General features: G+C 65.0%; 26 protein-coding genes. 14 read left to right on the top strand and 12 right to left on the bottom strand.

The genetic code is table 11. The features are described from left to right. Window positions 1-115: 115 nt before the first annotated feature. The gene (gene rpsD / locus ACWPM1_RS08130; protein WP_455694333.1) at window positions 116-730 is read left to right on the top strand and encodes a 30S ribosomal protein S4; all 615 of its coding nucleotides are present in this window, start codon (window positions 116-118) and stop codon (window positions 728-730) included. A 78-nt stretch (window positions 731-808) separates the two neighbouring features. On the opposite strand, the gene ACWPM1_RS08125 is transcribed toward rpsD, so the two are convergent. Both ACWPM1_RS08125 and tgt read right to left on the bottom strand, forming a co-directional pair. Beyond that, window positions 809-1,489, bottom strand: a complete 681-nt coding sequence (locus ACWPM1_RS08125) for an SDR family NAD(P)-dependent oxidoreductase (protein WP_455694332.1) — start codon at window positions 1,487-1,489, stop codon at window positions 809-811. Beyond that, window positions 1,486-2,616: a tRNA guanosine(34) transglycosylase Tgt gene (tgt, locus tag ACWPM1_RS08120; protein WP_455694331.1), complete on the bottom strand. Its 1,131-nt coding sequence runs from the start codon at window positions 2,614-2,616 to the stop codon at window positions 1,486-1,488. Before tgt ends, ACWPM1_RS08125 begins: the two co-directional genes overlap by 4 nt. Before the next feature lie 126 nt (window positions 2,617-2,742). On the opposite strand from tgt, the gene ACWPM1_RS08115 reads away from it, so the two are divergent. Then, the gene (locus tag ACWPM1_RS08115; protein WP_455694330.1) at window positions 2,743-2,913 is read left to right on the top strand and encodes a hypothetical protein; all 171 of its coding nucleotides are present in this window, start codon (window positions 2,743-2,745) and stop codon (window positions 2,911-2,913) included. 17 nt (window positions 2,914-2,930) lie between these two features. On the opposite strand, the gene ACWPM1_RS08110 is transcribed toward ACWPM1_RS08115, so the two are convergent. From ACWPM1_RS08110 to ACWPM1_RS08100, 3 genes are read right to left on the bottom strand one after another with little or no spacing between them, the layout of a single operon-like run. Next, window positions 2,931-3,695: an ABC transporter permease gene (locus ACWPM1_RS08110; protein WP_455694329.1), complete on the bottom strand. Its 765-nt coding sequence runs from the start codon at window positions 3,693-3,695 to the stop codon at window positions 2,931-2,933. Then, window positions 3,692-4,624 carry an ABC transporter ATP-binding protein gene (locus ACWPM1_RS08105; RefSeq protein ID WP_455694328.1) on the bottom strand — a complete coding sequence of 311 codons (933 nt, stop codon included), beginning with the start codon at window positions 4,622-4,624 and terminating at the stop codon, window positions 3,692-3,694. The genes ACWPM1_RS08110 and ACWPM1_RS08105 overlap by 4 nt, the downstream gene beginning before the upstream one ends. A gap of 34 nt (window positions 4,625-4,658) precedes the next feature. Continuing rightward, window positions 4,659-6,086, bottom strand: coding sequence for an 8'-apo-carotenoid 13,14-cleaving dioxygenase (locus tag ACWPM1_RS08100; protein WP_455694327.1), 1,428 nt, complete (start codon window positions 6,084-6,086; stop codon window positions 4,659-4,661). A 58-nt stretch (window positions 6,087-6,144) separates the two neighbouring features. Between ACWPM1_RS08100 and ACWPM1_RS08095 the strand changes: the two genes are divergently transcribed. Then, on the top strand, window positions 6,145-6,729 hold the full coding sequence (locus ACWPM1_RS08095) for a TetR/AcrR family transcriptional regulator (protein WP_455694326.1): 585 nt from the start codon (window positions 6,145-6,147) through the stop codon (window positions 6,727-6,729). Between the two features lie 63 nt (window positions 6,730-6,792). Then, window positions 6,793-7,188, top strand: a complete 396-nt coding sequence (locus ACWPM1_RS08090) for a cupin domain-containing protein (RefSeq protein WP_455694325.1) — start codon at window positions 6,793-6,795, stop codon at window positions 7,186-7,188. A 3-nt stretch (window positions 7,189-7,191) separates the two neighbouring features. Here the strand turns inward: ACWPM1_RS08090 and queA are convergent, their stop codons facing one another. From queA to ACWPM1_RS08065, 5 genes are all read right to left on the bottom strand, one after another. Beyond that, window positions 7,192-8,220, bottom strand: coding sequence for a tRNA preQ1(34) S-adenosylmethionine ribosyltransferase-isomerase QueA (gene queA, locus ACWPM1_RS08085; protein WP_455694324.1), 1,029 nt, complete (start codon window positions 8,218-8,220; stop codon window positions 7,192-7,194). Window positions 8,221-8,239: 19 nt separating this feature from the next. Next, on the bottom strand, window positions 8,240-8,962 hold the full coding sequence (locus ACWPM1_RS08080) for a peptidylprolyl isomerase (RefSeq protein WP_455694323.1): 723 nt from the start codon (window positions 8,960-8,962) through the stop codon (window positions 8,240-8,242). A gap of 77 nt (window positions 8,963-9,039) precedes the next feature. Beyond that, window positions 9,040-9,540 carry a pantetheine-phosphate adenylyltransferase gene (gene coaD / locus ACWPM1_RS08075; protein WP_455694322.1) on the bottom strand — a complete coding sequence of 167 codons (501 nt, stop codon included), beginning with the start codon at window positions 9,538-9,540 and terminating at the stop codon, window positions 9,040-9,042. Next, complete coding sequence (locus ACWPM1_RS08070) at window positions 9,541-10,455, bottom strand: polyprenyl synthetase family protein (protein ID WP_455694321.1); 915 nt, start codon at window positions 10,453-10,455, stop codon at window positions 9,541-9,543. It lies immediately after the preceding gene. Continuing rightward, window positions 10,448-10,699: an exodeoxyribonuclease VII small subunit gene (locus ACWPM1_RS08065; protein ID WP_455694320.1), complete on the bottom strand. Its 252-nt coding sequence runs from the start codon at window positions 10,697-10,699 to the stop codon at window positions 10,448-10,450. The genes ACWPM1_RS08070 and ACWPM1_RS08065 overlap by 8 nt, the downstream gene beginning before the upstream one ends. A gap of 61 nt (window positions 10,700-10,760) precedes the next feature. Between ACWPM1_RS08065 and ACWPM1_RS08060 the strand changes: the two genes are divergently transcribed. From ACWPM1_RS08060 to ACWPM1_RS08045, 4 genes are read left to right on the top strand one after another with little or no spacing between them, the layout of a single operon-like run. Next, a complete protein-coding gene (locus ACWPM1_RS08060) occupies window positions 10,761-11,159 on the top strand; it encodes a DUF2177 family protein (protein WP_455694319.1) in 399 nt (132 codons plus the stop codon). Beyond that, entirely contained in the window at window positions 11,160-11,819 is a 660-nt protein-coding gene (locus tag ACWPM1_RS08055; RefSeq protein ID WP_455694318.1) for a hypothetical protein, read from the top strand. Between the two features lie 33 nt (window positions 11,820-11,852). Next, complete coding sequence (gene purL, locus ACWPM1_RS08050) at window positions 11,853-14,033, top strand: phosphoribosylformylglycinamidine synthase subunit PurL (protein ID WP_455694317.1); 2,181 nt, start codon at window positions 11,853-11,855, stop codon at window positions 14,031-14,033. Between the two features lie 54 nt (window positions 14,034-14,087). Then, window positions 14,088-14,681, top strand: a complete 594-nt coding sequence (locus ACWPM1_RS08045) for a hypothetical protein (RefSeq protein ID WP_455694316.1) — start codon at window positions 14,088-14,090, stop codon at window positions 14,679-14,681. Here the strand turns inward: ACWPM1_RS08045 and ACWPM1_RS08040 are convergent, their stop codons facing one another. Both ACWPM1_RS08040 and serB read right to left on the bottom strand, forming a co-directional pair. After that, window positions 14,682-15,521: a Coq4 family protein gene (locus tag ACWPM1_RS08040; RefSeq protein ID WP_455694315.1), complete on the bottom strand. Its 840-nt coding sequence runs from the start codon at window positions 15,519-15,521 to the stop codon at window positions 14,682-14,684. 63 nt (window positions 15,522-15,584) lie between these two features. Beyond that, complete coding sequence (gene serB / locus ACWPM1_RS08035) at window positions 15,585-16,469, bottom strand: phosphoserine phosphatase SerB (protein WP_455694314.1); 885 nt, start codon at window positions 16,467-16,469, stop codon at window positions 15,585-15,587. Between serB and miaA the strand changes: the two genes are divergently transcribed. The 6 genes from miaA to leuA all read left to right on the top strand — a co-directional run bounded on the left by miaA (window position 16,462) and on the right by leuA (window position 23,698). After that, window positions 16,462-17,433: a tRNA (adenosine(37)-N6)-dimethylallyltransferase MiaA gene (miaA, locus tag ACWPM1_RS08030; protein ID WP_455694313.1), complete on the top strand. Its 972-nt coding sequence runs from the start codon at window positions 16,462-16,464 to the stop codon at window positions 17,431-17,433. The two genes, serB and miaA, sit on opposite strands and share 8 nt — an antisense overlap. A gap of 121 nt (window positions 17,434-17,554) precedes the next feature. Then, on the top strand, window positions 17,555-19,300 hold the full coding sequence (gene ilvB, locus ACWPM1_RS08025) for a biosynthetic-type acetolactate synthase large subunit (RefSeq protein ID WP_455694312.1): 1,746 nt from the start codon (window positions 17,555-17,557) through the stop codon (window positions 19,298-19,300). A 13-nt stretch (window positions 19,301-19,313) separates the two neighbouring features. Continuing rightward, the gene (gene ilvN, locus ACWPM1_RS08020; protein WP_455694311.1) at window positions 19,314-19,829 is read left to right on the top strand and encodes an acetolactate synthase small subunit; all 516 of its coding nucleotides are present in this window, start codon (window positions 19,314-19,316) and stop codon (window positions 19,827-19,829) included. Between the two features lie 87 nt (window positions 19,830-19,916). Beyond that, window positions 19,917-20,936, top strand: coding sequence for a ketol-acid reductoisomerase (gene ilvC, locus ACWPM1_RS08015; protein ID WP_455694310.1), 1,020 nt, complete (start codon window positions 19,917-19,919; stop codon window positions 20,934-20,936). A gap of 14 nt (window positions 20,937-20,950) precedes the next feature. Beyond that, window positions 20,951-21,826: an I78 family peptidase inhibitor gene (locus ACWPM1_RS08010; protein ID WP_455694309.1), complete on the top strand. Its 876-nt coding sequence runs from the start codon at window positions 20,951-20,953 to the stop codon at window positions 21,824-21,826. A gap of 189 nt (window positions 21,827-22,015) precedes the next feature. Continuing rightward, on the top strand, window positions 22,016-23,698 hold the full coding sequence (gene leuA / locus ACWPM1_RS08005; protein ID WP_455694308.1) for a 2-isopropylmalate synthase: 1,683 nt from the start codon (window positions 22,016-22,018) through the stop codon (window positions 23,696-23,698). Window positions 23,699-23,711 lie beyond the last annotated feature (13 nt).

The following is a 23,711-nucleotide window of genomic DNA, read 5'->3' as shown; positions in this document are numbered from 1 at the left end:
TTTGATCCCGTATCCCGGTGAAGCGGAGATCGCGGTTGGCAGACTGGCCAGCCGGGCGATGCCGGGTTGAACGGCCGCCAGTGGGGCGGCCCCGCAGATTGAAGGATACGACATCATGTCGAAGCGCAAAAGCGCCAAGCATAAGCTCGACCGCCGGATGGGCGAGAACATCTGGGGCCGTCCCAGCTCCCCGGTCAACCGTCGCTCCTACGGACCGGGTCAGCACGGCCAGCGTCGCAAGGGGAAGACCAGCGACTTCGGCCTGCAGCTGCGCGCCAAGCAGAAGCTGAAGGGCTATTACGGCGACGTCACCGAGAAGCAGTTCAAGGCGACTTACGCCGAAGCCTCGCGGATGAAGGGCGACACCGGCCAGAACCTCATCGGCCTGCTCGAGCGCCGCCTCGACATGATCGTCTATCGCGCGAAGTTTGCGCCGACGATCTTCGCGGCCCGCCAGATCGTCAGCCACGGCCACATTCGCGTGAACGGCGTGAAGTGCAACATTGCGAGCCGCCGTGTGGCCGCCGGCGATGTCATCAGCTTGGGCGACAAAGCCAAGGAAATGGCCCTCATCATCGAGGCGCAGGGCCTGCCGGAGCGCGATATACCCGACTACGTCAGCCCAGACGGCACCGACAAGATCACGTTCACCCGCGTGCCGAAGCTCGACGAGGTACCCTACCCGGTGACCATGGAACCCAACCTCGTGGTCGAGTTCTACTCGCGCTGATTGTCCGCGACTGCTGGGAATACCAAAGGGCGGCCCGCAACGGCCGCCCTTTCTTTTCCGGCACTCGCCTTGTTGGCCCTACGGGGCGATCAGTTCACCGTTCCATGCAAAATGGCCGCCGCTATCCTCCGGCCGAAGGTCGCCTAGCACGGCCAGCAAGTGCTCGGCTGCCTGATCGGGAGCCACAGCCTCGCGTGCGAACGCCTTGCTCAGATCGGTTGAGACGGTGCCGGGGTGGAGAGCGACACAGATGGCGTTCGGATGGGTGCGCCGGAGCTCAATGGCCAGGGTGCGGACGATCTGGACGAGCGCCGCCTTGGATGCACGATAGGAATACCAGCCGCCCAGGCGATTGTCGCCGATGCTGCCAACCCTGGCCCCGAGCACGACGAACGTGCCGGACGTGTCCTTGGCGAGCAGCGGGAGGAAATGCTTCGCCACCAGCGCCGGACCGATCGCGTTGACTGCCAAAACTCGCGCCATCACGGCTGCTTCAATCGCACGCCAGGACTTCTCCGGCCCGCGCTCGGGGCAAGCAAGAATGCCGGTCGCCACAAGTATCAGGTCAGGAGGCCCGGCTGCACGAACTCGCTCGGCTGCCGCAGCGACGCTGACCTCATCCTCAATGTCGATCAGTTCGGACTCGCCAGCGCTCCGCGACAGCCGGATCACGTGCGTACCGCGACGTTCCAGAGCATCGCACAAAGCCGCTCCGATCCCGCCCGAGGCGCCGATAACGACGGCACGTCGCCAAGTCATTCACCGGCCCGATACTGCGTCAAAAACGCGGTGGCGAACCGGTTCACTGTGCCCGACGCGATGCTCGAGCGCATGGCCGCCATGAGTTGTTGATAGAACGACAGGTTATGCTCCGTCAGCAACATCGCGCCGAGCATTTCACCCGCCTTTGTCAGGTGGTGAAGATATGCGCGCGTGTATGATTTGCAGACACTGCAAGAGCAATCGGGATGCAGTGGACCCGCGTCCTCGGAATGCCGGGCGTTGCGCAAGTTCAGCGGCCCGGACCAAGTGAAAGCCTGCCCGTTGCGCCCCGAGCGGGTAGGCAGCACGCAGTCGAACATATCGACACCTCGCAGCACCGCGCCGACCAGATCGTCGGGCTTCCCGACGCCCATCAGGTAGCGAGGAGCGTTCTCGGGAAGCTGATCCGCGGCGAAATCGAGCGTGGCAAACATGGCATCCTGGCCTTCGCCCACCGCAAGGCCGCCGATCGCATAGCCGTCGAAGCCAATTTCCTGCAGCGCCTCGGCAGAGCGGGCGCGTAAGCGCTCGTCGAGTGCCCCCTGCTGGATCCCGAACAGCGCGCTGGCCGCTGCATGCTCTTCGCCCCTATCGAACGCAGCGCGGCTGCGCGCAGCCCAGCGCATCGACATTTCCATGCTCGATTCGATCTCCGCCGACGGACGATCGGCCCGTGGGCATTCGTCGAATGCCATCACGATGTCGCTGCCGAGAAGCCGCTGTATCTCCATCGATCGCTCGGGTGTGAGCATATGCTGCGTCCCGTCGATATGGCTGCGAAAGGAGACGCCATCTTCGGTGAGTTTCCGCAGGTCGGCCAGGCTCATCACCTGATAGCCACCGCTGTCGGTCAGTACGGGACGCTGCCAGTTCATGAACTTGTGCAAGCCTCCGAGCCGCGCGACCCGCTCCGCGCCGGGGCGAAGCATCAGATGGTAGGTATTACCCAGGATGATATCCGCGCCCGTCGCCCGTACCGTTTCGGGCTTCATCGCCTTTACCGTCGCGGCGGTGCCAACCGGCATGAATGCGGGCGTGTGGATTTCTCCACGACGCATGGCGATCTTGCCCATGCGCGCGCTGCCATCAGTGGCGTGAATGGTGAACTGGAAACGGGGGTTCATGGCGGCCGCCTAGCGCGTCTCGGCGCAGCCTGCCAGCAGGTCGCCGCACTTCCCTTTCCACACCTGTGGTATTGATCATTGTTGCAACCGGAACCGCATCCAGCGGCCCGCATTTTGCCGGATGCAATGACCAAGTATCGCTTTGTAACTCCTCACCGAATTGGCAAATGGTATCCCAGCATCGAGCAGGCCCAGCGCTTCGCCGACCGGATCGGTGCCGGCTTCTTCGAGCGTCTCACACGGCGCTTCGTCGCGTACAAGGATACAAGGCTGGAACATGCCGAGTTCGCCGATTAGATCTCTTGCGGTAGTCCTCAGCTACGCAGTCGCCAGCCGCTGCGAAAGATCCACGCGATCATGGTTATGCACGCCGTCAGAAACATCAGCGTCAGCCCGAGTGACACGCCGATGCTAACGTCGGCTTCGCCATAGAACGTCCAGCGCAGGCCGTTCACGAGGTAAACGATCGGGTTGAACAGGGCCACGGTGCGCCATGGCTCCGCGAGCATGTCGATCGAGTAGAACGTTCCGCCCAGGAACGTCAACGGAGTGAGGATCAGCATGGGCACCATCTGGAGCTTCTCAAACCCCTCGGCCCAGATGCCGAGGATGAACCCGAGCAGCGAGAAGCTGGCGGAAACGAGCATGATGAACAGGAACGCGTAGAACGGGTGCTCGATGCGATAGTCGACGAAAAGTGTCGCGGTCAGCAGGATTACGCTGGCGAGAATAAGGCTCTTTGTTGCGGCCGCACCCACGAAGCCCAGTAGCGTTTCGGCCACGCCCACTGGGGCTGACAGCAGTTCGTAGATCGCGCCAGTGAACCGCGGCATGTAGATGCCAAAACTGGCATTGCTGGTGCTTTCGCTCAACAGGGTGAGCATCAGGAGTCCGGGCACGATAAAGGCGCCGTAATCCACTCCGCCCACGTCGTTCATCCGCCCGCCGATCGCCGCGCCGAACACGATGAAGTACAGGCTCGTAGTGAGCACCGGCGAGACGAGCGAACCGAATACGGTCCGCATGAAGCGCATCAGCTCATTGCGGTAGATCGCATAGGTTGAACGCCATGAGATCATACGGCCCGCTCCTCGACCAGGCCGAAGATGTCCTCCAGGGAGCTCTCCTTCTGGTCGAGCGCGGTGTAGGCGATGTCTTGCTTGGCCAGCGCCTGTGCGACAGCGGCTATCTCCGCTCTGCCCCTCCCCGCGCCATCGCCTCCCCGATACGCCAATGTGTGCCCGTCGTCTTCGAGGTGGAGAGGGTAAGCGCACAAGCTGTCGGGGACGTCCGCAAGCGGCTTTGCCAGTCGGAAGCGCGCTTCGGTCCGGCCGAGCTGTGCCATGATGGTCGCCTTATCGTCGACGAGAAGAAGACGGCCCTTGTCGATTACGCCGACGCGGTCCGCCATTTCCTGCGCTTCTTCGATGTAATGGGTAGTGAGGATCACCGTGACACCCTGCTCGCGGAGCCGGTCGATCTGGCGCCACATGTCCCGCCGCAACTCCACGTCTACGCCGGCGGTGGGCTCGTCGAGGAACAGCAGTTCCGGATCGTGCGCCAGCGCCTTGGCGATCAATACCCTTCGCTTCATGCCGCCGCTGAGCGCGCGGATTTGATCCTTGCGCTTGTCCCACAGGCTCAGGCTGCGAAGCACTTCCTCGATCCGCCCCGGGTCAGGCGCACATCCGAACAGGCCGCGCGAATACGCTACCTGGCGCTCGACCGTGTCGAACATATCGAAGCCGAGTTCCTGGGGGACGAGGCCGATCCGACGCCGCGCGTCGCGCCAGTTTCGCGACAGGTCATGCCCGAACGCGCGGATCGTGCCGCCGGAAACGCGCACGATGCCGCATACGGCTCCGATCAGGGTCGTCTTGCCCGCACCGTTAGGTCCGAGCAGGGCGAATATCTCGCCCCGACGGATCTGCAGGTCTACCCCGTCCAAAGCCTTTAGTCCGCCGGGATAGACCTTGGTCAGGCCGGCGATATCGAGAATCGTTTCCATTCGCCACGGACCTTGGGGCGGCCCGCGGCGCCAGTCAAACGGCGGCGGGCATCCAGTTGCCGTGGAATCCCGGCGGGATGACGTGCGGGATGTGCACCCGCGCGACGTCGGCGAGGGTTTCGGCGTCGAGTATGGCCAGGTCCGTGGTCTGGCTTGCGCGGTCGATGACGTAACCGATCAGCCAACCGTCCCCCTCCGGCGCGTCGCCGCTGCGGGGGACGAAGACGAATTCCCCCGGCATCGCTTGGTCGCCGAGGCTGCGCGTCGCGCGCTCGCCGGTCACCAGGTCGTGCCGGATCAGCGGCTCGTTGGCGAAGAACTCCAGATTGGCGGTTTTCGGAATGCCGATCGACCAGGCATAGCGATAGGGCTTGCCGAAAAAGCGCTCGTCCGGGCGGGGAAACTCTTGCGGAGTGGCGTCGAGGGTCTCCCGGATCACCCGGTTGCCGGCCGGATCGATCGTCCAGCGCTCCAAGCCCAGCGGTCTACCGGCCGGCCCAGCCATCTCGCCGTCGAACATAGTCTCATAGACACAGCAATCGACGATCACTCGGCCGGCCTCGTCCTCGAAGCTATTGGCGACATGGAAGACGTAACACGGGTCGACCTCGTGCCAGGTAATGTCGTTCGCATCGCCATCGCGGCGGAGAAGGCCGACGCGAGCGCGGTGCTCGCGGTTCCAGCGATAGGGGAACTGGTGCCCGCCGATCAGCGCCTTCATCGAAAAGGTCACCGGCAGGTCGAGGATGACGACATATCGCGCGGTGAGCGCGCAGTCGTGGATCGAAGGCCCGTTCTCCACCGCAATCGGCAGTTCTCGCAACACGTGGCCGGCGTGGTCCAGCGCGACGTGGGTGATCTGACTGGGCGCGCCCGCATCGTAGCAGACTGCGTGCCATTCGCCGGTCGCGGGGTCATGGTGCGGATGCGCGGTGAAGGAGCCGGCAAGCCCGCCTCCGAAGTTGCTGTATGCGACGGTCTCGAGCTGATCGGAGAGGATGGCGGGGTACGAGCCCGCCTCCACCAGCGCCAGCGTTTGCCCGGCGAACTGAATGACGTTGGTATTGACCGTATCGCTCATCCCCCGGCGCGGGCCGCCAGCGGCGGGGAGTCCTGCCTTCGCGTGCATGGCATTCGAGCGGATGTAGCGGTTGCGATACCATTCGGCTTGACCGCCCTTTAGCCTGACTCCGTGGACCATTCCGTCGCCCACGAACCAATGATGCCCCTTGCCGCTAGCGAATTGCGGGTTCGGGCCGATGCGGACGTAGCGGCCGTCGAATTCGGTGGGGATGGTGCCGGTGACCGAGAGGTTCTCGAGCGTCTTCTCCTCCGTCATGGGCGTGTGAATGCCGCGGATGAACGGGTTTTCCGACGCCAGCCGCTTGCGGTTGAATTCGGCAAGCCCGGTGACGCCTGCCGTCACGGCGCTGCGAATGGTTTTCTCGAGTACGCTTGCCATGGCCGAATCCTGTCGCTACCTCAAAGTGAACGGCGTCAACATAGCCGCCAAGTGAACGGTGTCAACATTGGAATCGAGTTATCACCACGGGTCGCTCCGCACGGCATTGATCGACGCGGGGACGAAGGTCCTCGAGGGACCGGACGGGCTCGACATCTCGCTTCGCGAGCTGGCGCGTATGGTTGGGGTTTCGCCGGCTGCCGTGTATCGCCATTTTCCCAACAAGGACGCGCTGCTGGCCGCGCTAGCGCAGACCGGACTCGCAACGCTCGGTGAGGCGCAGCGGACGGCCTATGAGAAGGTCGGCGGCGGGTTGTCCGGGTTCGTCGAAACCGGGCGTGCCTACGTTCGCTTCGCCCTTACCCACCCCGCCCTCTTCCGCCTCGTATTCGCGCATGGCGATCCGAGCCATATGGCGTCGGGCAAGAGAGATCCCGCGTCCCAGTTGCTGCACAACTCTACCGCCGAGCTCACTGGATCTACTGGCCCCGCCGCCGAACGCCTGGCGCTCAGGGCCTGGTCGCTGGCCCACGGTATCGCCATGCTCATGCTCGACAAGCGCCTGCCAGCCGAGGATGCTCTGATCGACCGGCTCATCGATAACGATTCGCTGTTTCCCGCCGAGGATCCGGCTGCTTCCTGAATCCGGCGGACCTCTAACGGCCCGTCCGCGTTCCCAAGGCAACTCATTTCGAACGGAGACACCATGACGGGCTACCACGACGACATCGAGGCGGTGACCGAGGCCAATGAGGAGTTCAGGCGGGTTCTCTACACCGGCCATAACCTGCAGCTCGTTGCCATGAGCATCCCACCCGGCTGCGACATCGGCGCCGAAGTCCATGAGGACCGCGACCAGTTCTTCCGCTTCGAAGCCGGAGAAGGTGAAGTCATGGTCGACGACAACACGTATCAGGTGAAGGCTGACGATGCTGTCATCGTACCGCAGGGCGCCCGGCACAACGTTCGCTGCACCGGGAACGAGCCGCTCAAGCTCTACACCATCTACGCGCCCCCCGAGCACGTCGACGGCACTGTGCACCGCACGCCCGAAGAGGCGCGATCGGCTCACGAACATTTCGACGGCAAGACGACCGAATAGCGGTCAGGGGAATAGCAGCGAGGAATCCCCGTAGCTGTAGAAGCGATAGTTTTCGCGGATTGCGTGGGCATATGCCGCCTGCATCCGTTCGCGTCCCATCAGCGCGCTGACCAGCATGAACAATGTCGACTTCGGCAAGTGGAAGTTTGTCATCAGCCCGTCGATTGCCTTGAAGCGGTATCCGGGTGTGATGAAAATCGCGGTGTCACCCTCGAAAGGCGCGATCGTCCTGTCAGGGCGCGCTGCGCTCTCGAGCAGTCGCAGCGAAGTGGTGCCCACGGCGATGATCCTACCCCCCGCGGCGCGTGCCGCGTTCAGGCGGTCAGCGGTCGCGGCATCGATGCGGCCCCACTCCGCGTGCATGGCGTGGTCCTCGGTATCGTCGACCTTCACCGGCAGAAACGTGCCTGCCCCGACGTGAAGCGTCAGCGTCTCACGCGCGATCCCAGCGGTATCGAGCGCCGCCATCAATTCAGGCGTGAAGTGCAGCGCCGCTGTGGGCGCCGCGACGGCCCCGTCCTTTAGCGCGAACATGGTCTGGTAATCGGACCGATCGCGCTCGTCGGTGGCCCGCTTTCCGGCGATATATGGCGGCAACGGCATCCGGCCCGCACGATCCAGCAGCACCTCGACAGGCTCGTCACCGGCGAACGCCAGGGTCCACGAACCGTCGGCATGTCGCGATTCGGCCAGTGCGCTCACGCTGTTACCGAAATCGATGCAGTCCCCGGCCCGCAGCCGCTTCGCATTGCGCACGAACGCCTGCCAACGTCGCAAGTCGATCCGCCAGTGCAGGGTAGCGCCGATCTTCGCCTCGCCACGCCGACCCTCGAGTTGAGCGGGTATCACGCGCGTGTCGTTAAAAACGAGAACGTCGCCGGCTCGCAGGATCGCGGGCAGATCGCGGACCGTCCGGTCCTCAGGAGATCCGTCGCCTTGCAGGACGAGCATGCGCGCCGCGTCCCGCGGGGACGCCGGCCGCAGCGCGATCAGCTCGCTCGGTAGATCGAAATCGAAAAGATCGACGCGCATGGCGCGCCTGCTATCAGAATCAATTGGTCAGCGGCGCGCTGAGCATGTCGGCCGTGATCTCGCTCGCCGGCGCGGCGGGGGGCGGGGCGAAACGCTGCGGTTTTCCGTCGGCAGCTATCGAGGCTTGCACGACGAAGGTCGGGTCGGCCGGCGGCTCCCCACGGTTAATTGCATCGACGGCATCCATCCCGGCAATGACCCGCCCGAAGTTGGTGTACTTCTTGTCGAGGCTGAACCGCGGATAGAAGGTGATGAAAAACTGGCTGTTCGCCGAGTCTTCCGCGGTGGCCCGCGCCATCGACACGGTGCCGCGCAGGTGTGGCATTGGGTTGAACTCGGCGTTGAGGTCGGGCAACTCAGAGCCGCCCTGCCCGGTGCCGGTCGGATCGCCGGTCTGTGCCATGAAGCCTTCGATCACTCGGTGGAACTTCACCCCATCGTAGAAGCCGGCACGGGTCAATGTCTTGATTCTCTCGATATGATCAGGTGCCCAGTTCGGCATAAGCCGGATGGCGACCCGACGGCCGTTCGACAGGTCGAGGTACAGGATATTCTCAAGGTCCTGCGTCTGGTCGAAGTTCACCGGTTCGTAGACGCGCGGGGCAACCGGGGCGGCGGGTGCCGCTTCGGTAACGGGCGCCGGTTCGGAGGCGGGCGCCGCCTCCGCCGGGGTATCCTGAGCGACGGCAGGCGCCAACGCCAGCGCGGCGAGCGCCCCCGCGGCAATCAAACGGTTGAGCATGACGATAGGCGTCCCAAAAATCCCGGAAGTTTCGAGCGGCGCCTCTAGCGTTGGCGCGCTGTCGTTTCAATGAATGGTTAGCGTCCGCCTCGCTCGGCGACCCGCGCGACGACGTCGGCGCGCACCGCCGGCGTCACGAATTTCGAGATGTCACCGCCATAGACCGCGATCTCCTTGACCAGACGACTGGCGATGGGTTGGAGGGCCACGTCTGCCATCAGGAAGATGGTCTCGATCCGGTCGTTGAGTTGCCGGTTCATGCCTGTCAACTGATACTCGTATTCGAAGTCGGTGACGCCGCGGATCCCGCGAATGATGGTCGCCGCCCCCTGAGTCTCGGCAAAATCCATCAACAATGAATTGAAGCCGATGACCTCGATGTTGGCGCCCACCGGCGTTACCTCGCGCCGGGTGATGGCGATCCGCTCCTCGTCGGAGAACATCGGCGACTTCGCCATGTTGGTGGTGACGCCAATGATCAAGCGGTCGACCAGCTTAGCCCCCCGCTCAATGATGTCCATGTGGCCAAGCGTGATCGGGTCGAATGTCCCGGGGTAGACCCCTATCCGTTCCCCCATTTACCGGTCCCTTTCGACGATGAAGCGGGCCAGCGCGCGAAGTAGGTCCGCCTCCGCTCCATGCCCTGACAAGTGCCCGACCGCTTGCTCGACCAGCGCCCGGGCCTGCGTGCGGGCGGCTTCGACGCCCATCAGGCTCACGAAGGTCGCTTTGCCCGCCACCCCGTCCTTGCGCAGGGCCTTGCCGGCGAGTTCCTCGTCGCCTTCCGCATCGAGCAAGTCATCGGCGATCTGGAAGGCGAGCCCCACGTCGCGCGCATACGCGCGATAAGGGCCGCGGCCTTCTTCGGGCACCCGACCGAGGATCGCGCCCATCTCGACCGCGGCGCCGAGCAGCGCGCCGGTCTTCAGTTGCTGCAGCCGGGTGATCGTGTGGACATCCTGAGCGGCGCCGCTCTCGGCGGCGATGTCCATCATCTGCCCCCCGGCCATGCCCCCCCATCCGCTGGCGGTAGCCAGGGCGGCCACCAGTTCGGCACGGACAAAAGGGTCTCCCGCCGTTTCCGGCATCGAGAGAATCTCGAATGCCAGCGCATGAAGGGAATCCCCGGCTAGAACCGCGGTTGCCTCGCCGGATATCTTGTGCAGCGTGGGCTTGCCGTGACGCAGGTCGTCGTCGTCCATGCACGGCAAGTCGTCGTGGATGAGCGAATAGACATGGATGGCTTCAGCAGCGCAGCCGGCGCGTAGGGCGGGGTCGCGAGCGACACCGAACAATTCCGCGGTTGCGACGGTCAGAAGCGGCCTGACCCGCTTTCCTCCGCCGATCGCTGCGTAGCGCATCGCTTCTACCAGTGGTGCCCGCGTGTCTTCGGGGACCGGCAGGAACTGGTCGAATGCGGCGTCCACTTCCCACTGAATCCGCGCAAGCGCCTCGCCGAGCAGGTCGCCCTCCACCAGCGAGACGTCAGCCATCGGCGTCGAACGGCACCGTATGGCTTGGCGCGCCATCGGGCCCGGCCACGATTTTCTCTATCCGCGCCTGCGCCGCATCGAGCCGCGCTTGGCAATGCCGGCGCAGCGCCTCGCCGCGTTCGTAGAGGTTGATCGACTGGTCGAGCGGAACCTCACCGCTTTCCAGCCTCCGGACAACGTCCTCGAGAGCGCGCAGGGCATCCTCGAAGCTCATCGATGCGATTTGATCGGCGCCCTCTTCCATCCTCACCTGCATTGACCGCACGGCGACGGACGGTCAAGCTGCGAGGAATGGGGGATGGTATATGAAGTGGATTGTCGCCTATCTGGGCGCTGGCATTAGCTTCGGCGTGCTCGACGCGCTGTGGCTGAGGTGGGCGGGCCCGAACCTTTACCGGCCAGCTCTGGGTGACCTGCTCGCGCAAAGCTTCCGCCCCGCCCCGGCTCTGGTATTCTACCTGATCTATATCGCTGCCCTTGTGTGGTTTGCGGTGCGCCCTGGTCTCTCTGTCGGGGGAATCGGCCCGGCGGCGCTCAACGGAGCGCTACTCGGGGCAATCTGCTACGCTACCTACGACCTCACCAATCAAGCGACTATGCGGGTTTGGCCGGTGCACGTAACCCTCATCGACATTGCCTGGGGCGCATTCGCCAGCGCGTTCGCGGCGGCGGTCGGGTGCTGGGCCGCCATGAAGTTCGGCTAGATGTTCATCGGGCACTGGGCTCCGGCACTCGTCGCTGCCGCCGTCAGCAGGCGCAAGCCCCGCCTGGCGACGCTGTTCATGGCCGCCCAACTGCTCGACTGGGCATTCTTCGCCTTCCTGCTGACGGGCACCGAACATATGCGAGTGATCCCCGGGATCACCGTGATGAACCCGATGGATCTGTATCACATGCCATGGACGCACAGCCTCGTCGGTGCACTGGCATGGGGAGTGGGCCTTGCGTTGATCATCTGGGTCCGACGGCGCCGTGAATTGGGATTCGCGCTTGCAGCCGGGGCGGTCGTAGTGAGCCACTGGCTGCTTGACTTGGTGGTACATCGGCCGGACTTGACCCTGGCCGGCTCGCCGCCTTTTCTGGGCCTCGGCCTGTGGAACCATCCTGAGATCGCGATGCCGCTCGAGCTGGGGCTGACGTTCGGAGCGTTGGCGTTCTTCCTCAGCCGCACAAGTGGACCGGCCTTGCCGCCGATCCTGCTCGCGCTCACGCTGCTGTTGCTGCAAGCGATCAACTGGTTCGGCCCGGAGCCGACGGCGGTGACTGCGGGCACTAGCCTGCTCGCCTTCTTCGCCTATAGCCTGGCGACGGTTGCCGCTTGGTGGCTGGGGAAGACTCGTCGCCGAGTGTTCGGCCGGGGCTAGCCGCTGCCCCGCCCCGCCGCTAAGGGCGCGCGCATGGCTGAAGTCACTCCGGAAGTCGTCGAGGCCCACGGCCTCAGCCCCGAGGAATACGAGCGCGTGCTGCACGCAATGGGGCGCGAGCCGAACCTCGTCGAGCTCGGCATTTTCTCGGTGATGTGGTCCGAACACTGCAGCTACAAGTCGAGCCGCCTCCACCTCAAGAAGCTGCCGACCGAGGCGCCGTGGGTGATTTGCGGGCCGGGCGAGAACGCGGGCGTGATCGACATCGGCGATGGTCAGGCGGCGATCTTCAAGATGGAGAGCCACAACCACCCCAGCTATATCGAGCCCTACCAGGGCGCTGCGACCGGCGTCGGCGGTATCCTCCGCGACGTGTTCACGATGGGCGCGCGGCCGATCGCCAACATGAACGCGCTGCGCTTCGGTCGGCCCGACCATCCCAAGATGAAGCACCTGGTTAAGGGCGTGGTCGCGGGGATCGGCGGCTACGGAAACTGCGTCGGCGTGCCCACCGTGGGCGGCGAAACCAACTTCCACCCCGCATACGACGGCAACATCCTCGTCAATGCGATGACCGTGGGCGTCGCCGACGCCGACAAGATCTTCTATTCGGCCGCGACCGGGGTGGGCAATCCGATCGTCTACGTCGGCTCCAAGACCGGGCGCGACGGCATCCACGGCGCCACCATGGCGAGCGCCGACTTCGGCGACGATGCCGACGCCAAGCGCCCGACGGTGCAGGTGGGCGACCCCTTCACCGAGAAGCTGCTGATCGAGGCGTGCCTCGAGCTGATGGCGACCGACGCGATCGTCGCGATCCAGGACATGGGCGCGGCCGGCCTCACCTCCTCGAGCGTCGAGATGGCGACCAACGGCAAGGCGGGCATCCGCCTGGTGATGGACAATGTCCCCTGCCGTGAGGAGGGCATGACCCCCTACGAGATGATGTTGTCCGAATCCCAAGAGCGGATGCTCATGGTCCTCAAGCCCGGCCGCGAGGCCGAGGCCGAGGCGATCTTCAGGAAGTGGGAACTCGATTTCGCGGTGATCGGCGAAGTGACCGACACCGGCCATATGGTGCTCGACTGGCAGGGCGAGGTCGTGTGCGACATCCCGCTCGGGCCGCTCGCCGCCGACGCGCCGCTGTACGACCGGCCGGCGATGAGCCGCGAGGAGTACAAGGCCTGGGCTAAGGTCAAGCCGCTGGGCGAAGTGCCCGAGAGCACCGACATCGGCGCCGACTTGCTCAGGCTAATGGCTTCGCCTGACCTCGCCTCGCGCCGGTGGATCTGGGAGCAGTACGACAGCCAGGTGGGCGCGGACACGCTTCAGCTATCGGGCGGCGACGCGGCGGTGGTGCGGGTCCACGGCACGCGCAAGGCGCTGGCGATGACCACCGACTGCACTCCGCGCTATTGCTACGCCGACCCCTACGAAGGCGGCAAGCAGGCGATCGCCGAGGCCTACCGCAACCTCTGCGCGGTCGGCGCGCAGCCGCTCGCGGTGACCAACTGCCTCAACTTCGCCAACCCCCAGCGGCCGGAGATCATGGCCCAGCTCACCGGCTGCCTCGAAGGCATGGGTGACGCCTGCCGCGCGCTCGACTTCCCGATCGTGAGCGGCAACGTGTCGCTGTACAATGAGAGCAAGGCCACCGGCGGCGGCAGCGCGATTTTACCGACGCCGGCGATCGGCGGCGTGGGGATGATCGACGATTACGCCAAGATGGCGACGATCGCTTTCAAAGCCGAGGGCGAGATGATCCTCGCCATCGGTCCGCACTATCCGGAGCTCGGCCAATCGCTGTGGCTGCGCGAAATCCACGGCCGCGAGGATGGCGATGCCCCGCGGGTCGATTTGGCCGATGAGCGGCTGAATGGCGAAATCGTCCGCAAGCTGATCGCCGAGGGCAAAGTCACCGCGGTGCACGACATCAGCGACGGTGGCCTGCTAGTGGCGGTCGCCGAAATGGCGCTCGCAGGCGGGATAGGCGCAAAGATCGACGCGATGACTAGCGAGTTCGCCTTCAACGAGAGCCAAAGTCGCTATCTGGTGACCGTGGCCGCAGGCGTCGAACTCGACCGGTCTGAGGTCCCCTTCGAACGGATCGGCACGACCGGCGGCGCGGCAGTGGGGGTTGGCCCGAGAGCGGTGACTCTGGCGGATTTACGGGACGCCAGCGACAGCTTCTTCCGCAACTGGATGACAGACTGACCGACTAGCGAAATGGCGCTCAGCGCGTTACCCTCCCGTCCGGAGGGTAGGACCATGCAGCAACGCTGGCCGATGTGGTTCGGACTATTCGCAGGCCTGGCAGCACTAGCGACCGGCTTCGCGCTGGGCGATGGCCTGCAGGACCAATGGCAGCACGCCGCCCGCTACACCGCGAGGGTCGGCTTCCCGCTGCTCATCCTCGCTTACATCGCGCGGCCGCTGCATCAGCTCAGTCCCAGCCGCTTCAGCAAGGCCGCCCTGGCACGGCGCCGGTGGATCGGCCTCGGTTTCGCGATTGCGCATACCATCCACCTCGGCGCGCTGATCACCGCGCTGTGGCTGGCCGGCCAACCGCCGGAGCCGGTCACCGTTATCGGCGGCGGGTTCGCCTACGTGCTGCTCTACGCGATGGCATTTACCTCGAACGCCGCGGCGCAGCGCAGACTAGGCAAGTGGTGGAAGCGGCTTCACCGGTTCGGCATCCACTACCTCTGGCTGATCTTCGCGCAGAGCTATCTCGGGCGCGTGTTCGATCCGGAGCGGATGTGGGTGGGCGTGATATTCGGCTCGATCGCCTTCGCGGCCGCAGGGCTGCGGTTCGCGGCGTGGCTCAAGATGCGCCGACCGAGCAGCCTCGCGGCCGCCTGATCAGGCGGCTTTTTTCAGCTCGATTTCCTTACCCAGCAGGTCGTAGGGATCGATCCCTTCGCTCTTCCACACGTCGTGACACTGCTTGTACCACACCGCCGGAGTGATCCCCAGCTTCTGACGCGCGTCGGCGAGGTCCATCGCCAGCAGCTCGCGGATCGACATCGCGATCAGCGGCGGGCACGCCTTGCCGATGCGATGCGCCTCGCGCACCGCGCGCCAGATCGGGGCCTTGCTCTTGACCTGCTTGGTGATGTTGTACGCGCCCGCATAGCCGAGCAGCAGGTGCCCCGCCGCAGGCTGCTGGCCGTGGGTGAACAGCAGCACGCACTGCTCGCCGAGTGCGTCGCGGCCGTAGCCGGTGAGCACGTGCATCAGGTCGTGGGTATCGCGCTGGCGGAAGCCGTACCACTGCACGAGGTCGTCGTACTTCGGTCGGCCCATCTTTTCTGATTCAGCGACGAGGCCGGCGGCTGATAGCCCTTCGCGCTCCATGAAGTCGCAGTAAGCGTGCGCCACAGTGCCCTTGGGCAGCTTGCGCAGCGCCGCGTGGTCGTCAAGGATCGGCGGCAGGAACGGCTCATCGGCGCGCAGCTGCTGGCCCGCCTCGCTGAGCGTCAGCGCACGGGCACGAGGCAGGAAATCTTTCGAGGGCAGCGCTTCGTAGATCTCGAACACCAGCTTGGTGTTTTCCTTGTCCTTGATCAGTTCGCCAAACTTGGTGAGCGCCAGCCGTACGTCGCGCCTGGCTTCGGGCCGCGCCGGGTTGCGAAAGATCGTCCCATCCATCGCGCAGGCGAGGTTGGGATCGGCGGTGGGAACGGGCTGGAGAGCGGTCATCTTCGGGCCTTTACTGACACAAATGTCAATATAGCGTTGCGATCCGCAACTGAAAAGCGGAATCTATCCCATCACCCACTCGCTGCGCGGGATGCCGAACAGCTCCAGCACTGCCGTAAGATCGCCGCGATCGATCCACCCGTCAGCGGCGGCACGCGCCTTGGGCTTGGCGTGGTAGGCAATCCCCCAAGTCGCCGCATCGAGCATGGGGATGTCATTCGCGCCGTCGCCCATGGCGAGACTGGTTACGCCCTCCCCGAGCCGCGCGCTCTCGTCGAGCAACACCTGGCGCTTCACCGCGCTGTCGGTGATGCCGCCCACGAGCGCGCCGGTGAGCTTGCCGTCCGCCACCGCCAGCCGATTGGCAACGACATGCTCAAAGCCCAATTGCTCAGCCACCGAATCGGCGAAGTGGTGGAAGCCACCGGTCACCAGCACGGTGCGACAGCCTTTGGCCTTGAGCGTTGCGACGAGCGTGCGCGCACCTTCCATTGGGCGAACACGCTCGGCGAGACAGGTCGAAATCGCCTTCTCGTCCAGATCCGCGAGCAAACCGACGCGCTCGGTCAGTGCGCTGGCGAAGTCCAGTTCGCCCTGCATCGCCCGCTCGGTGATTGCCGCGACCCGATCCTTGAGCCCGGCGAAATCGGCGAGCTCGTCGATGCATTCCTGACCGATCATGGTCGAATCCATGTCGGAGACGAAGACTTGCGGGGCTTCGACAAGCTGCGATGACACGATCAGGTCGCAGTTCGGGAACGAGGCATCGAGGATCGCGCGGACTGCGGCCGGATCGCCATAGGGAAGAAGCAGTTCGATCGCATCGCTGCCCGAGCGGACCGTTTCCGCCATCGCCACCGGCCAACCCCGGTCGGCAAGCGCCTGTCGCGCCCGGTCGAGGTTGCTCGCAAGCGACGCGCTGTCTGCTATCAGCCGCGCGATGAGCACTGCGACATCTCCGGAAAAAGGGGTCGGCAAGCCGCCGCTGGCGCTCATTGCAGGGCCCACCGCGAGCGGCAAGAGCGATCTCGCCGTCCTCCTTGCTCTCGAGCACGAGGCCCAAGGCGGACGTGCGGTGGTGATCAACGCCGACAGCGCGCAGGTCTACGCCGACTTGCGTGTGCTGAGCGCGCGGCCGTCAGATGAGGAGATGCTAGGGGTCCCGCACAAACTGTTCGGCACGTGGGATGCGGCGCTTGCGTGCTCGGCCGCCGATTGGGCCGAGGCCGCTAAAGCAGAAATAGCTTCAGCCCATGCCGCCGGTTCGTTGCCGATCCTGGTGGGTGGCACCGGCCTCTACATGCGCACCCTGCTCCAGGGCATTGCGCCCGTGCCAGCGATCGACCCGGCAGTCCGCGAGGCGGTGCGCGCGCTGCCGGTTGCCGATGCGTACGGCGCCCTCTCCGTGGAGGACCCCGAACGAGCGGCGCTGCTCGCCCCCGCAGACACCACCCGCGTGGCGCGCGCGCTCGAGGTGGTGCGATCGACCGGCCAGCCCCTGTCGTATTGGCAGGGTCAGCGTGTCGGCGGGATCGGTCCTAGCGTCGCTTTGGCCCCACTTGTTCTGACCGCGGATCGCGACTGGCTCGCGGAGCGGTGCGACCGGCGTTTCGCCCAGATGTTCGATGCCGGTGCAGTGGAGGAGGTGGAGGCTCTCCTGGCCCGGCGACTAGACCCTGCCCTGCCCGCAATGCGCGCGATCGGCGTGCGCGAGATCGCCAGCTGGCTGCACAGTGAGACAACTCGCGAAGAGGCAATTGGCTCGGGACAGCTTGCCACCCGGCAATATGCCAAGCGCCAAGCCACTTGGTTCCGCCATCAGGCGCCGGATGAGTGGCTTCGCCTGGATGCACAAAGCGATGCTATAGCAGGGCCTACCGCAATTTTATTACGCATAATGGGCTTGACATGACATTTCCTGTCGCATAGTCAGGTTTCGATCTCGAAAGAGACCTCGACCCGGCGCGTAGTCCCCGCGCCGGGTCGATTTCATGTCGGGCAGGCGATATGCGCCAAACTAAAGGAGCATGACGGTGCAAGAGCGCAGCGGCGCGCAGATCCTGATCGAATGCCTCGCGCGGCAGGGGGTCGAATTCGTCTTCGGCTATCCCGGCGGCGCGGTGCTGCCGATCTACGACGAGCTGTTTGCTGATACCCGCATCCGCCACATCCTCGTTCGTCATGAAGCCGGCGCGGCCCACGCCGCCGAGGGATACGCTCGCTCCACCGGCAAGCCTGGGGTTGTACTCGTCACCAGCGGCCCTGGCGCAACCAATGCCGTGACCGGCATCGCCGATGCGTTCATGGATTCGATCCCGCTTGTGGTGATCACCGGCCAGGTCGCCACCAGCCTCATCGGCACGGACGCGTTCCAGGAAGCCGACACCATCGGTATCACCCGCCACTGCACCAAGCATAACTACCTGGTGAAGGACCCCGCGCGGCTGCAGGCGACGATCGACGAGGCGTTCCGCATCGCCACCGCTGGGCGCCCGGGACCGGTGCTGATCGATATCCCGAAAGACGTTCAGGTGGCGATGGCGACGCTCGACGCGCAGGACACCACACCGCTGCCCTCGGCGCGTTACGACCCGCCATCCACCGGCTTGGCCGATGCGATCCTCGACGCGATAGACATGATCGCGGCGGCGGAACGCCCGGTGCTCTACACTGGAGGCGGGGTGATCAATTCGGGCCCGCGCGCGACTGAACTGCTGCGCAAGCTACAGGACCTTACCGGCGCCCCAGTCACCAGCACGCTGATGGGCCTCGGCGCATTCCCCGCCGACCACCCAGACTGGCTCGGCATGCTCGGCATGCACGGCACCTTCGAAGCGAACATGGCGATGAATCGCTGCGACCTGATGGTCTGCATTGGCGCCCGCTTCGACGACCGGGTGACCGGGCGGCTCGACGCGTTCAGCCCTGGCTCGAAGAAGATCCACATCGATATCGACCGGGCGAGCGTGAACAAGATCGTGCGGGTCGATCTGCCCATCGTCGGCGACTGCGCCGCGGTGCTCGACCAGCTCGTTTCGACTTGGGGCAACCGCAAGGGGCAGGACCTCGGCGAATGGAAGGCGCGCATCGCTGGCTGGCGCGCGCGCGAAAGCCTCGCCTATCCACCGAGCCGCACGGAGATCATGCCGCAGCTCGCTGTGGAAAGGTTGTTCGCCCTCACCCGCGACCGCGACCCGATCATCACCACCGAGGTCGGCCAGCACCAGATGTGGGCGGCTCAATACTTCGGGTTCTTCGGGCCCAACAAGTGGCTGACCAGCGGCGGCCTCGGCACGATGGGCTACGGCCTCCCCGCAGCGATCGGCGCGCAGCTCGGCAATCCCCGTACGCTGGTGATCGACGTCGCGGGCGAGGCCTCGATCCAGATGAACATCCAGGAGCTCGGGACCGCCAGCCAGTACCGCTTGCCGGTCAAGGTGTTCATCCTCAACAACGAATACATGGGCATGGTCCGCCAGTGGCAGGAGCTGACCTATGAGAGCCGCTATTCAAACAGTTACAGCGACTCCTTGCCGGACTTTGTGAAGCTCGCCGAGGCTTACGGGTGGAAGGGCATCCGCATTTCGGAGGAAGCCGGGCTCGACGCCGGCATCCAGGCCATGCTCGACTATGACGGGCCGGTCATCGTGGACTGCCGCGTTTCGAAAGAGGCAAACTGCTTCCCGATGATCCCCAGCGGCGCGGCGCACACCGACATGCTGCTCTACGGCGATCGCGTCGAAGGCACGATGGACGACGAAGCCAAGGCTTTGGTTTAGGGGCGCTGGTGTGATGAAGATAAAGACCGCCCATGCCGAGCGCCACGTGCTTACCGTCACCGTCGATAACGAGGCGGGCATCCTCGCCAAGATCGCGGGTATGTTCACTGCGCGTGGCTATAACATCGACAGCCTGACGGTGGCGGACATCTCGGTGAACCATGCCATCAGTCGCATCACCATCGTTACCAGCGGCCCACCGGAAGTGATCGACCAGATTCGCGCCCAACTCGAACGGCTGGTGCCGGTGCACAAGGTCGTCGACCTCACCGAGGAAGGCCCGCACGTCGAGCGCGAGCTCGCGCTGGTCAAGGTGGCCGGCACCGGGGAGAAGCGGGTCGAAGCGTTGCGTCTCGCCGATATCTTCCGCGCCAAGCCGGTCGACACGACGACCGAGAGCTTCATCTTCGAGATCACCGGCGCGCCGGAAAAGATCGACAGCTTCGTCGGCCTGATGCGCGAGCTCGGGCTGGTCGAGGTCGGCCGCACCGGCATCGTCGGAATGATGCGCGGGGCGGAAGGGGCCTAAGGCCAGCTTCACCCGGCTCAAAGCTTTGCGCCTTTGCGCGCGCGACAGGGGCGCTAAGCCGCCCGCATCAATGGATGGGGATCACACGTGAAAGTCTATTACGACGCCGATGCCGACCTAAACCTGGTTACCGACAAGAAGATCGCCATCGTCGGCTACGGCAGCCAGGGCCACGCGCATGCGCAGAACCTGCGCGACAGCGGCGTCAAGGAAGTCGCGATCACGCTGCGCGAGGGTTCGGCCACCGCGCAGAAGGCCGAAGGCGCTGGCTTCAAGGTCCTCTCCAACCAGCAGGCCGCCGAGTGGGCCGACATCGTCATGGTCCTCGCGCCCGACGAGCATCAGGCGGCGATCTGGGACGCCGACCTCAAGGGCCGCATGAAGCCGGGCAGCACTCTCGCCTTCGCGCACGGCCTCAACGTTCACTTCGGCCTCATCGAGCCGCCCGCCGACATCGACGTGATCATGATCGCGCCCAAGGGCCCCGGTCACACAGTACGCAGCGAATATCAGCGCGGCGGTGGCGTGCCCTGCCTCATCGCCATCCACCAGGACGCAACCGGCAACGCGCACGATGTCGCCCTCGCCTACGCCAGCGGCGTCGGCGGCGGGCGCTCGGGGATCATCGAAACCAACTTCAAGGAAGAATGCGAGACCGACCTGTTCGGTGAACAGGCCGTCCTCTGCGGTGGGATCACCCACCTGATCCAGGCAGGCTTCGAGACGCTGGTCGAGGCCGGATACGCGCCCGAGATGGCCTATTTCGAGTGCCTCCACGAAACCAAGCTGATCGTCGACTTGCTCTACGAAGGCGGCATCGCCAACATGCGCTATTCGATCAGCAACACCGCCGAGTACGGCGACATCACCATCGGCCCGCGGATCATCACCGACGAGACGAAGGCGGAGATGCGCCGCGTGCTCGCCGACATCCAATCGGGCCGCTTCGTGCAGAAGTTCGTGCTCGACAACCGCGCCGGGCAGCCCGAATTGAAGGCCAGCCGCAAGGCCGCCGCCGCGCACCCGATCGAACAGGTCGGCGCCAAGCTGCGCGCGATGATGCCGTGGATCGGCAAGAACAAGCTGGTCGACAAGGCCGTCAACTGAGTTACGAAGGTCGTATGGATCGCAAAACCCTATTACCCCTCGCCCTCGTTGCCGCCGCCATCGGAGGGGTCGCCTTCGCGCAGATGCCCACGGAAAAGCCGGGCGCGGCCGACCCCTCTCGGGTGAGCGGTGGCATCTACACCGCGGACCCGAACCACACGTTGGTCGGGTGGCGGGTCGATCACCTCGGCTTCAGCGACTACTTCGGGCTGTTCGGCGAGGTGACGGGCACGTTGCAGCTCGATCCGGCAAATCCGGGCGCGGCGAAGGTCGATGTCTCGATCCCGATCAAGCCGGTCGTCGCCAGCGCCGCGCTCGGCGAGCACCTGCTGCGCCCTGGCAAGGATGGCAAGGCGCCCGATTTCTTCGGCCCCGATCAGCAAGCCGCTCGCTTCATCTCGAACGAGGTCCATCCGCTCGAAGACGGGCTCCGGGCACATATGATCGGCACGCTGACGCTAAATGGGTTGACCAAACCCGTCGAGATCAATGCGCGGTTCACCGGCGCGGGCACGATGATGGGAACGGAAACGGTCGGCTTCGAAGGCCGCGCTACAATCCGCCGCTCGGACTTCGGGATCAACACCGGCATTCCGCTGGTCAGCGACGAAGTGGAGCTCGAAATCAGCGCCGCGTTCGAAAAGAAACTCGCAGACGAGCCGCAGGAGCGCCCCGATCCGGGTGCGAACGCCTGCAATGCCGACAAAGCAAAGCCGTGGGTCGGCAAGAAGGCGACCGCCTCGGTTCGCGCCGCGGTCGCCAAGGCGACCGGGGCGAAAGCGATCCGCTGGATCCGGCCCGACATGGCCGTGACCGCCGACTACCACCCGGACCGGCTCAACGTGTCGCTCACCGCGACGGACGTGATCCGCTCGGCACGCTGCGGCTAGCCCGGTTGCAAATGTAACATTTGCCCCGCGCGAACCTTTCGCGCATGCAGCATGGCATGAACCGCGGCGCGCATATTCTGCTACGACTTATCCGCCCTTGGGCGTGAGCTGACGCGCGGCCCGTCGGGGCGCGCCCGGCGCCCAAGGGACTGCCATCCATCGTAGCAAATCCGACGTCGCGAGTTTTCCATGTCCATGCTTCGCAACCCCAGCGCCAAGTACAGCGCTTTCCCGCAAGTGCCCCTGCTCGACCGGCAGTGGCCCAGCCGCACGATCACCGCCCCACCCCGCTGGCTGTCGACCGACCTGCGCGACGGCAACCAGGCCATCGTCGACCCGATGGACGCGGTGAAGAAGAACCGCTTCTTCGACCTGCTGGTCGAGATCGGGGTCAAGGAAATCGAAGTCGGCTTTCCCAGCGCCGGGGCCACCGAGTTCGACTTCATCCAGGGCCTCGTGGCGTCGGGACGCATCCCCGATGACGTCACGGTGCAGGTGTTGACGCAGAGTCGCGAGGACCTCATCCGCACCTCGTTCGCCAGCCTCGAGGGCGCCAGGGCGGCGATCGTCCACCTCTACAATGCCGTCAGTCCAGCATGGCGCGACATCGTCTTTCGAATGAGCCGCGACGAGGTTCGGCAGATCGCCGTCGCCGGCGCCAAGGTGATGCGCGACGAGGCCGCCGCGTGTCCCGGCACCGAGTGGCACTTCCAGTATAGCCCCGAGACGTTCTCTACCGCGGAGCTCGATTTCAGCATCGAGGTCTGCGAGGCGGTTATGGAGGTGCTCGCCCCATCCCCCGAGCGCCCGATCATCCTCAACCTGCCCGCCACGGTCGAGGCGGCGACGCCCAACATCTACGCCGACCAGATCGAATACTTCTGCCGCAACCTGCCCAATCGCGACAGCGCGGTGATCTCCCTGCACACCCATAACGACCGCGGCACGGGCGTCGCGGCGGCGGAGTTGGGTCTGATGGCCGGGGCCGACCGGGTCGAGGGATGCCTGTTCGGCAACGGCGAGCGCACCGGCAATTGTTGCCTGGTGACAGTCGCCCTCAATATGTACACCCAAGGCATTGATCCGAGACTCGATTTCTCGGACATCGACCGGATCATCGAGACTGTCGAGTACTGCAACCAGATCCCCGTTCACCAGCGCCACCCCTATGGCGGCGAACTGGTGTTCACCGCGTTCTCGGGCAGCCACCAGGACGCGATCAAGAAGGGTTTCGAAGCGGCGGGCCAGCAGAACGATGAGCTCTGGCGCGTGCCCTACCTGCCGATCGACCCGGCGGACCTGGGGCGCAGCTACGAGGCGGTGATCCGGGTCAACTCGCAATCCGGCAAAGGCGGTTTCGCCTGGGTGCTCGAGCAGGACCAGGGCCTCAAGTTGCCCAAGGCAATGCAGGCCGATTTCTCGAAGCACGTCCAGCACATGGCCGACGAGTTGGGCCGTGAGCTAAACGCCGCCGACATCTGGCGCGCCTTTCGCGAGACCTATCACGTCCAGACCCCCGACGACCGCTTCCAGTTGGTTGGATACGAGGAAACCCGCGCGGCGGACGGTACCCGCATCTTCGCCGGCACCATCGAGGTCCAGGGCAAGGCGCAGTCGGTCAGCGGCCGCGGCAACGGCCTGATCTCATCGGTCGTGTCTACACTGGAGGACGCATTCGGCGTGCAGATGGAAGTATGCGACTACTCCGAGCACGCGCTGTCCACCGGCTCGGACGCCTGCGCCGCCGCCTACGTCCAGTGCGCCTTGCCCGACGGCCGCCTGGTGTGGGGCTGCGGCATCGACGAAGACGTTGCCACCGCCAGCGTGCGCGCGGTGGTCAGCGCGGCGAATTCGGCGGCGGCTCGATGCTGAGAGCTATTGCCCT

Source organism: Tsuneonella sp. HG249 (assembly GCF_053819205.1).
This window is presented reverse-complemented; position numbering and strand designations above follow the sequence as displayed.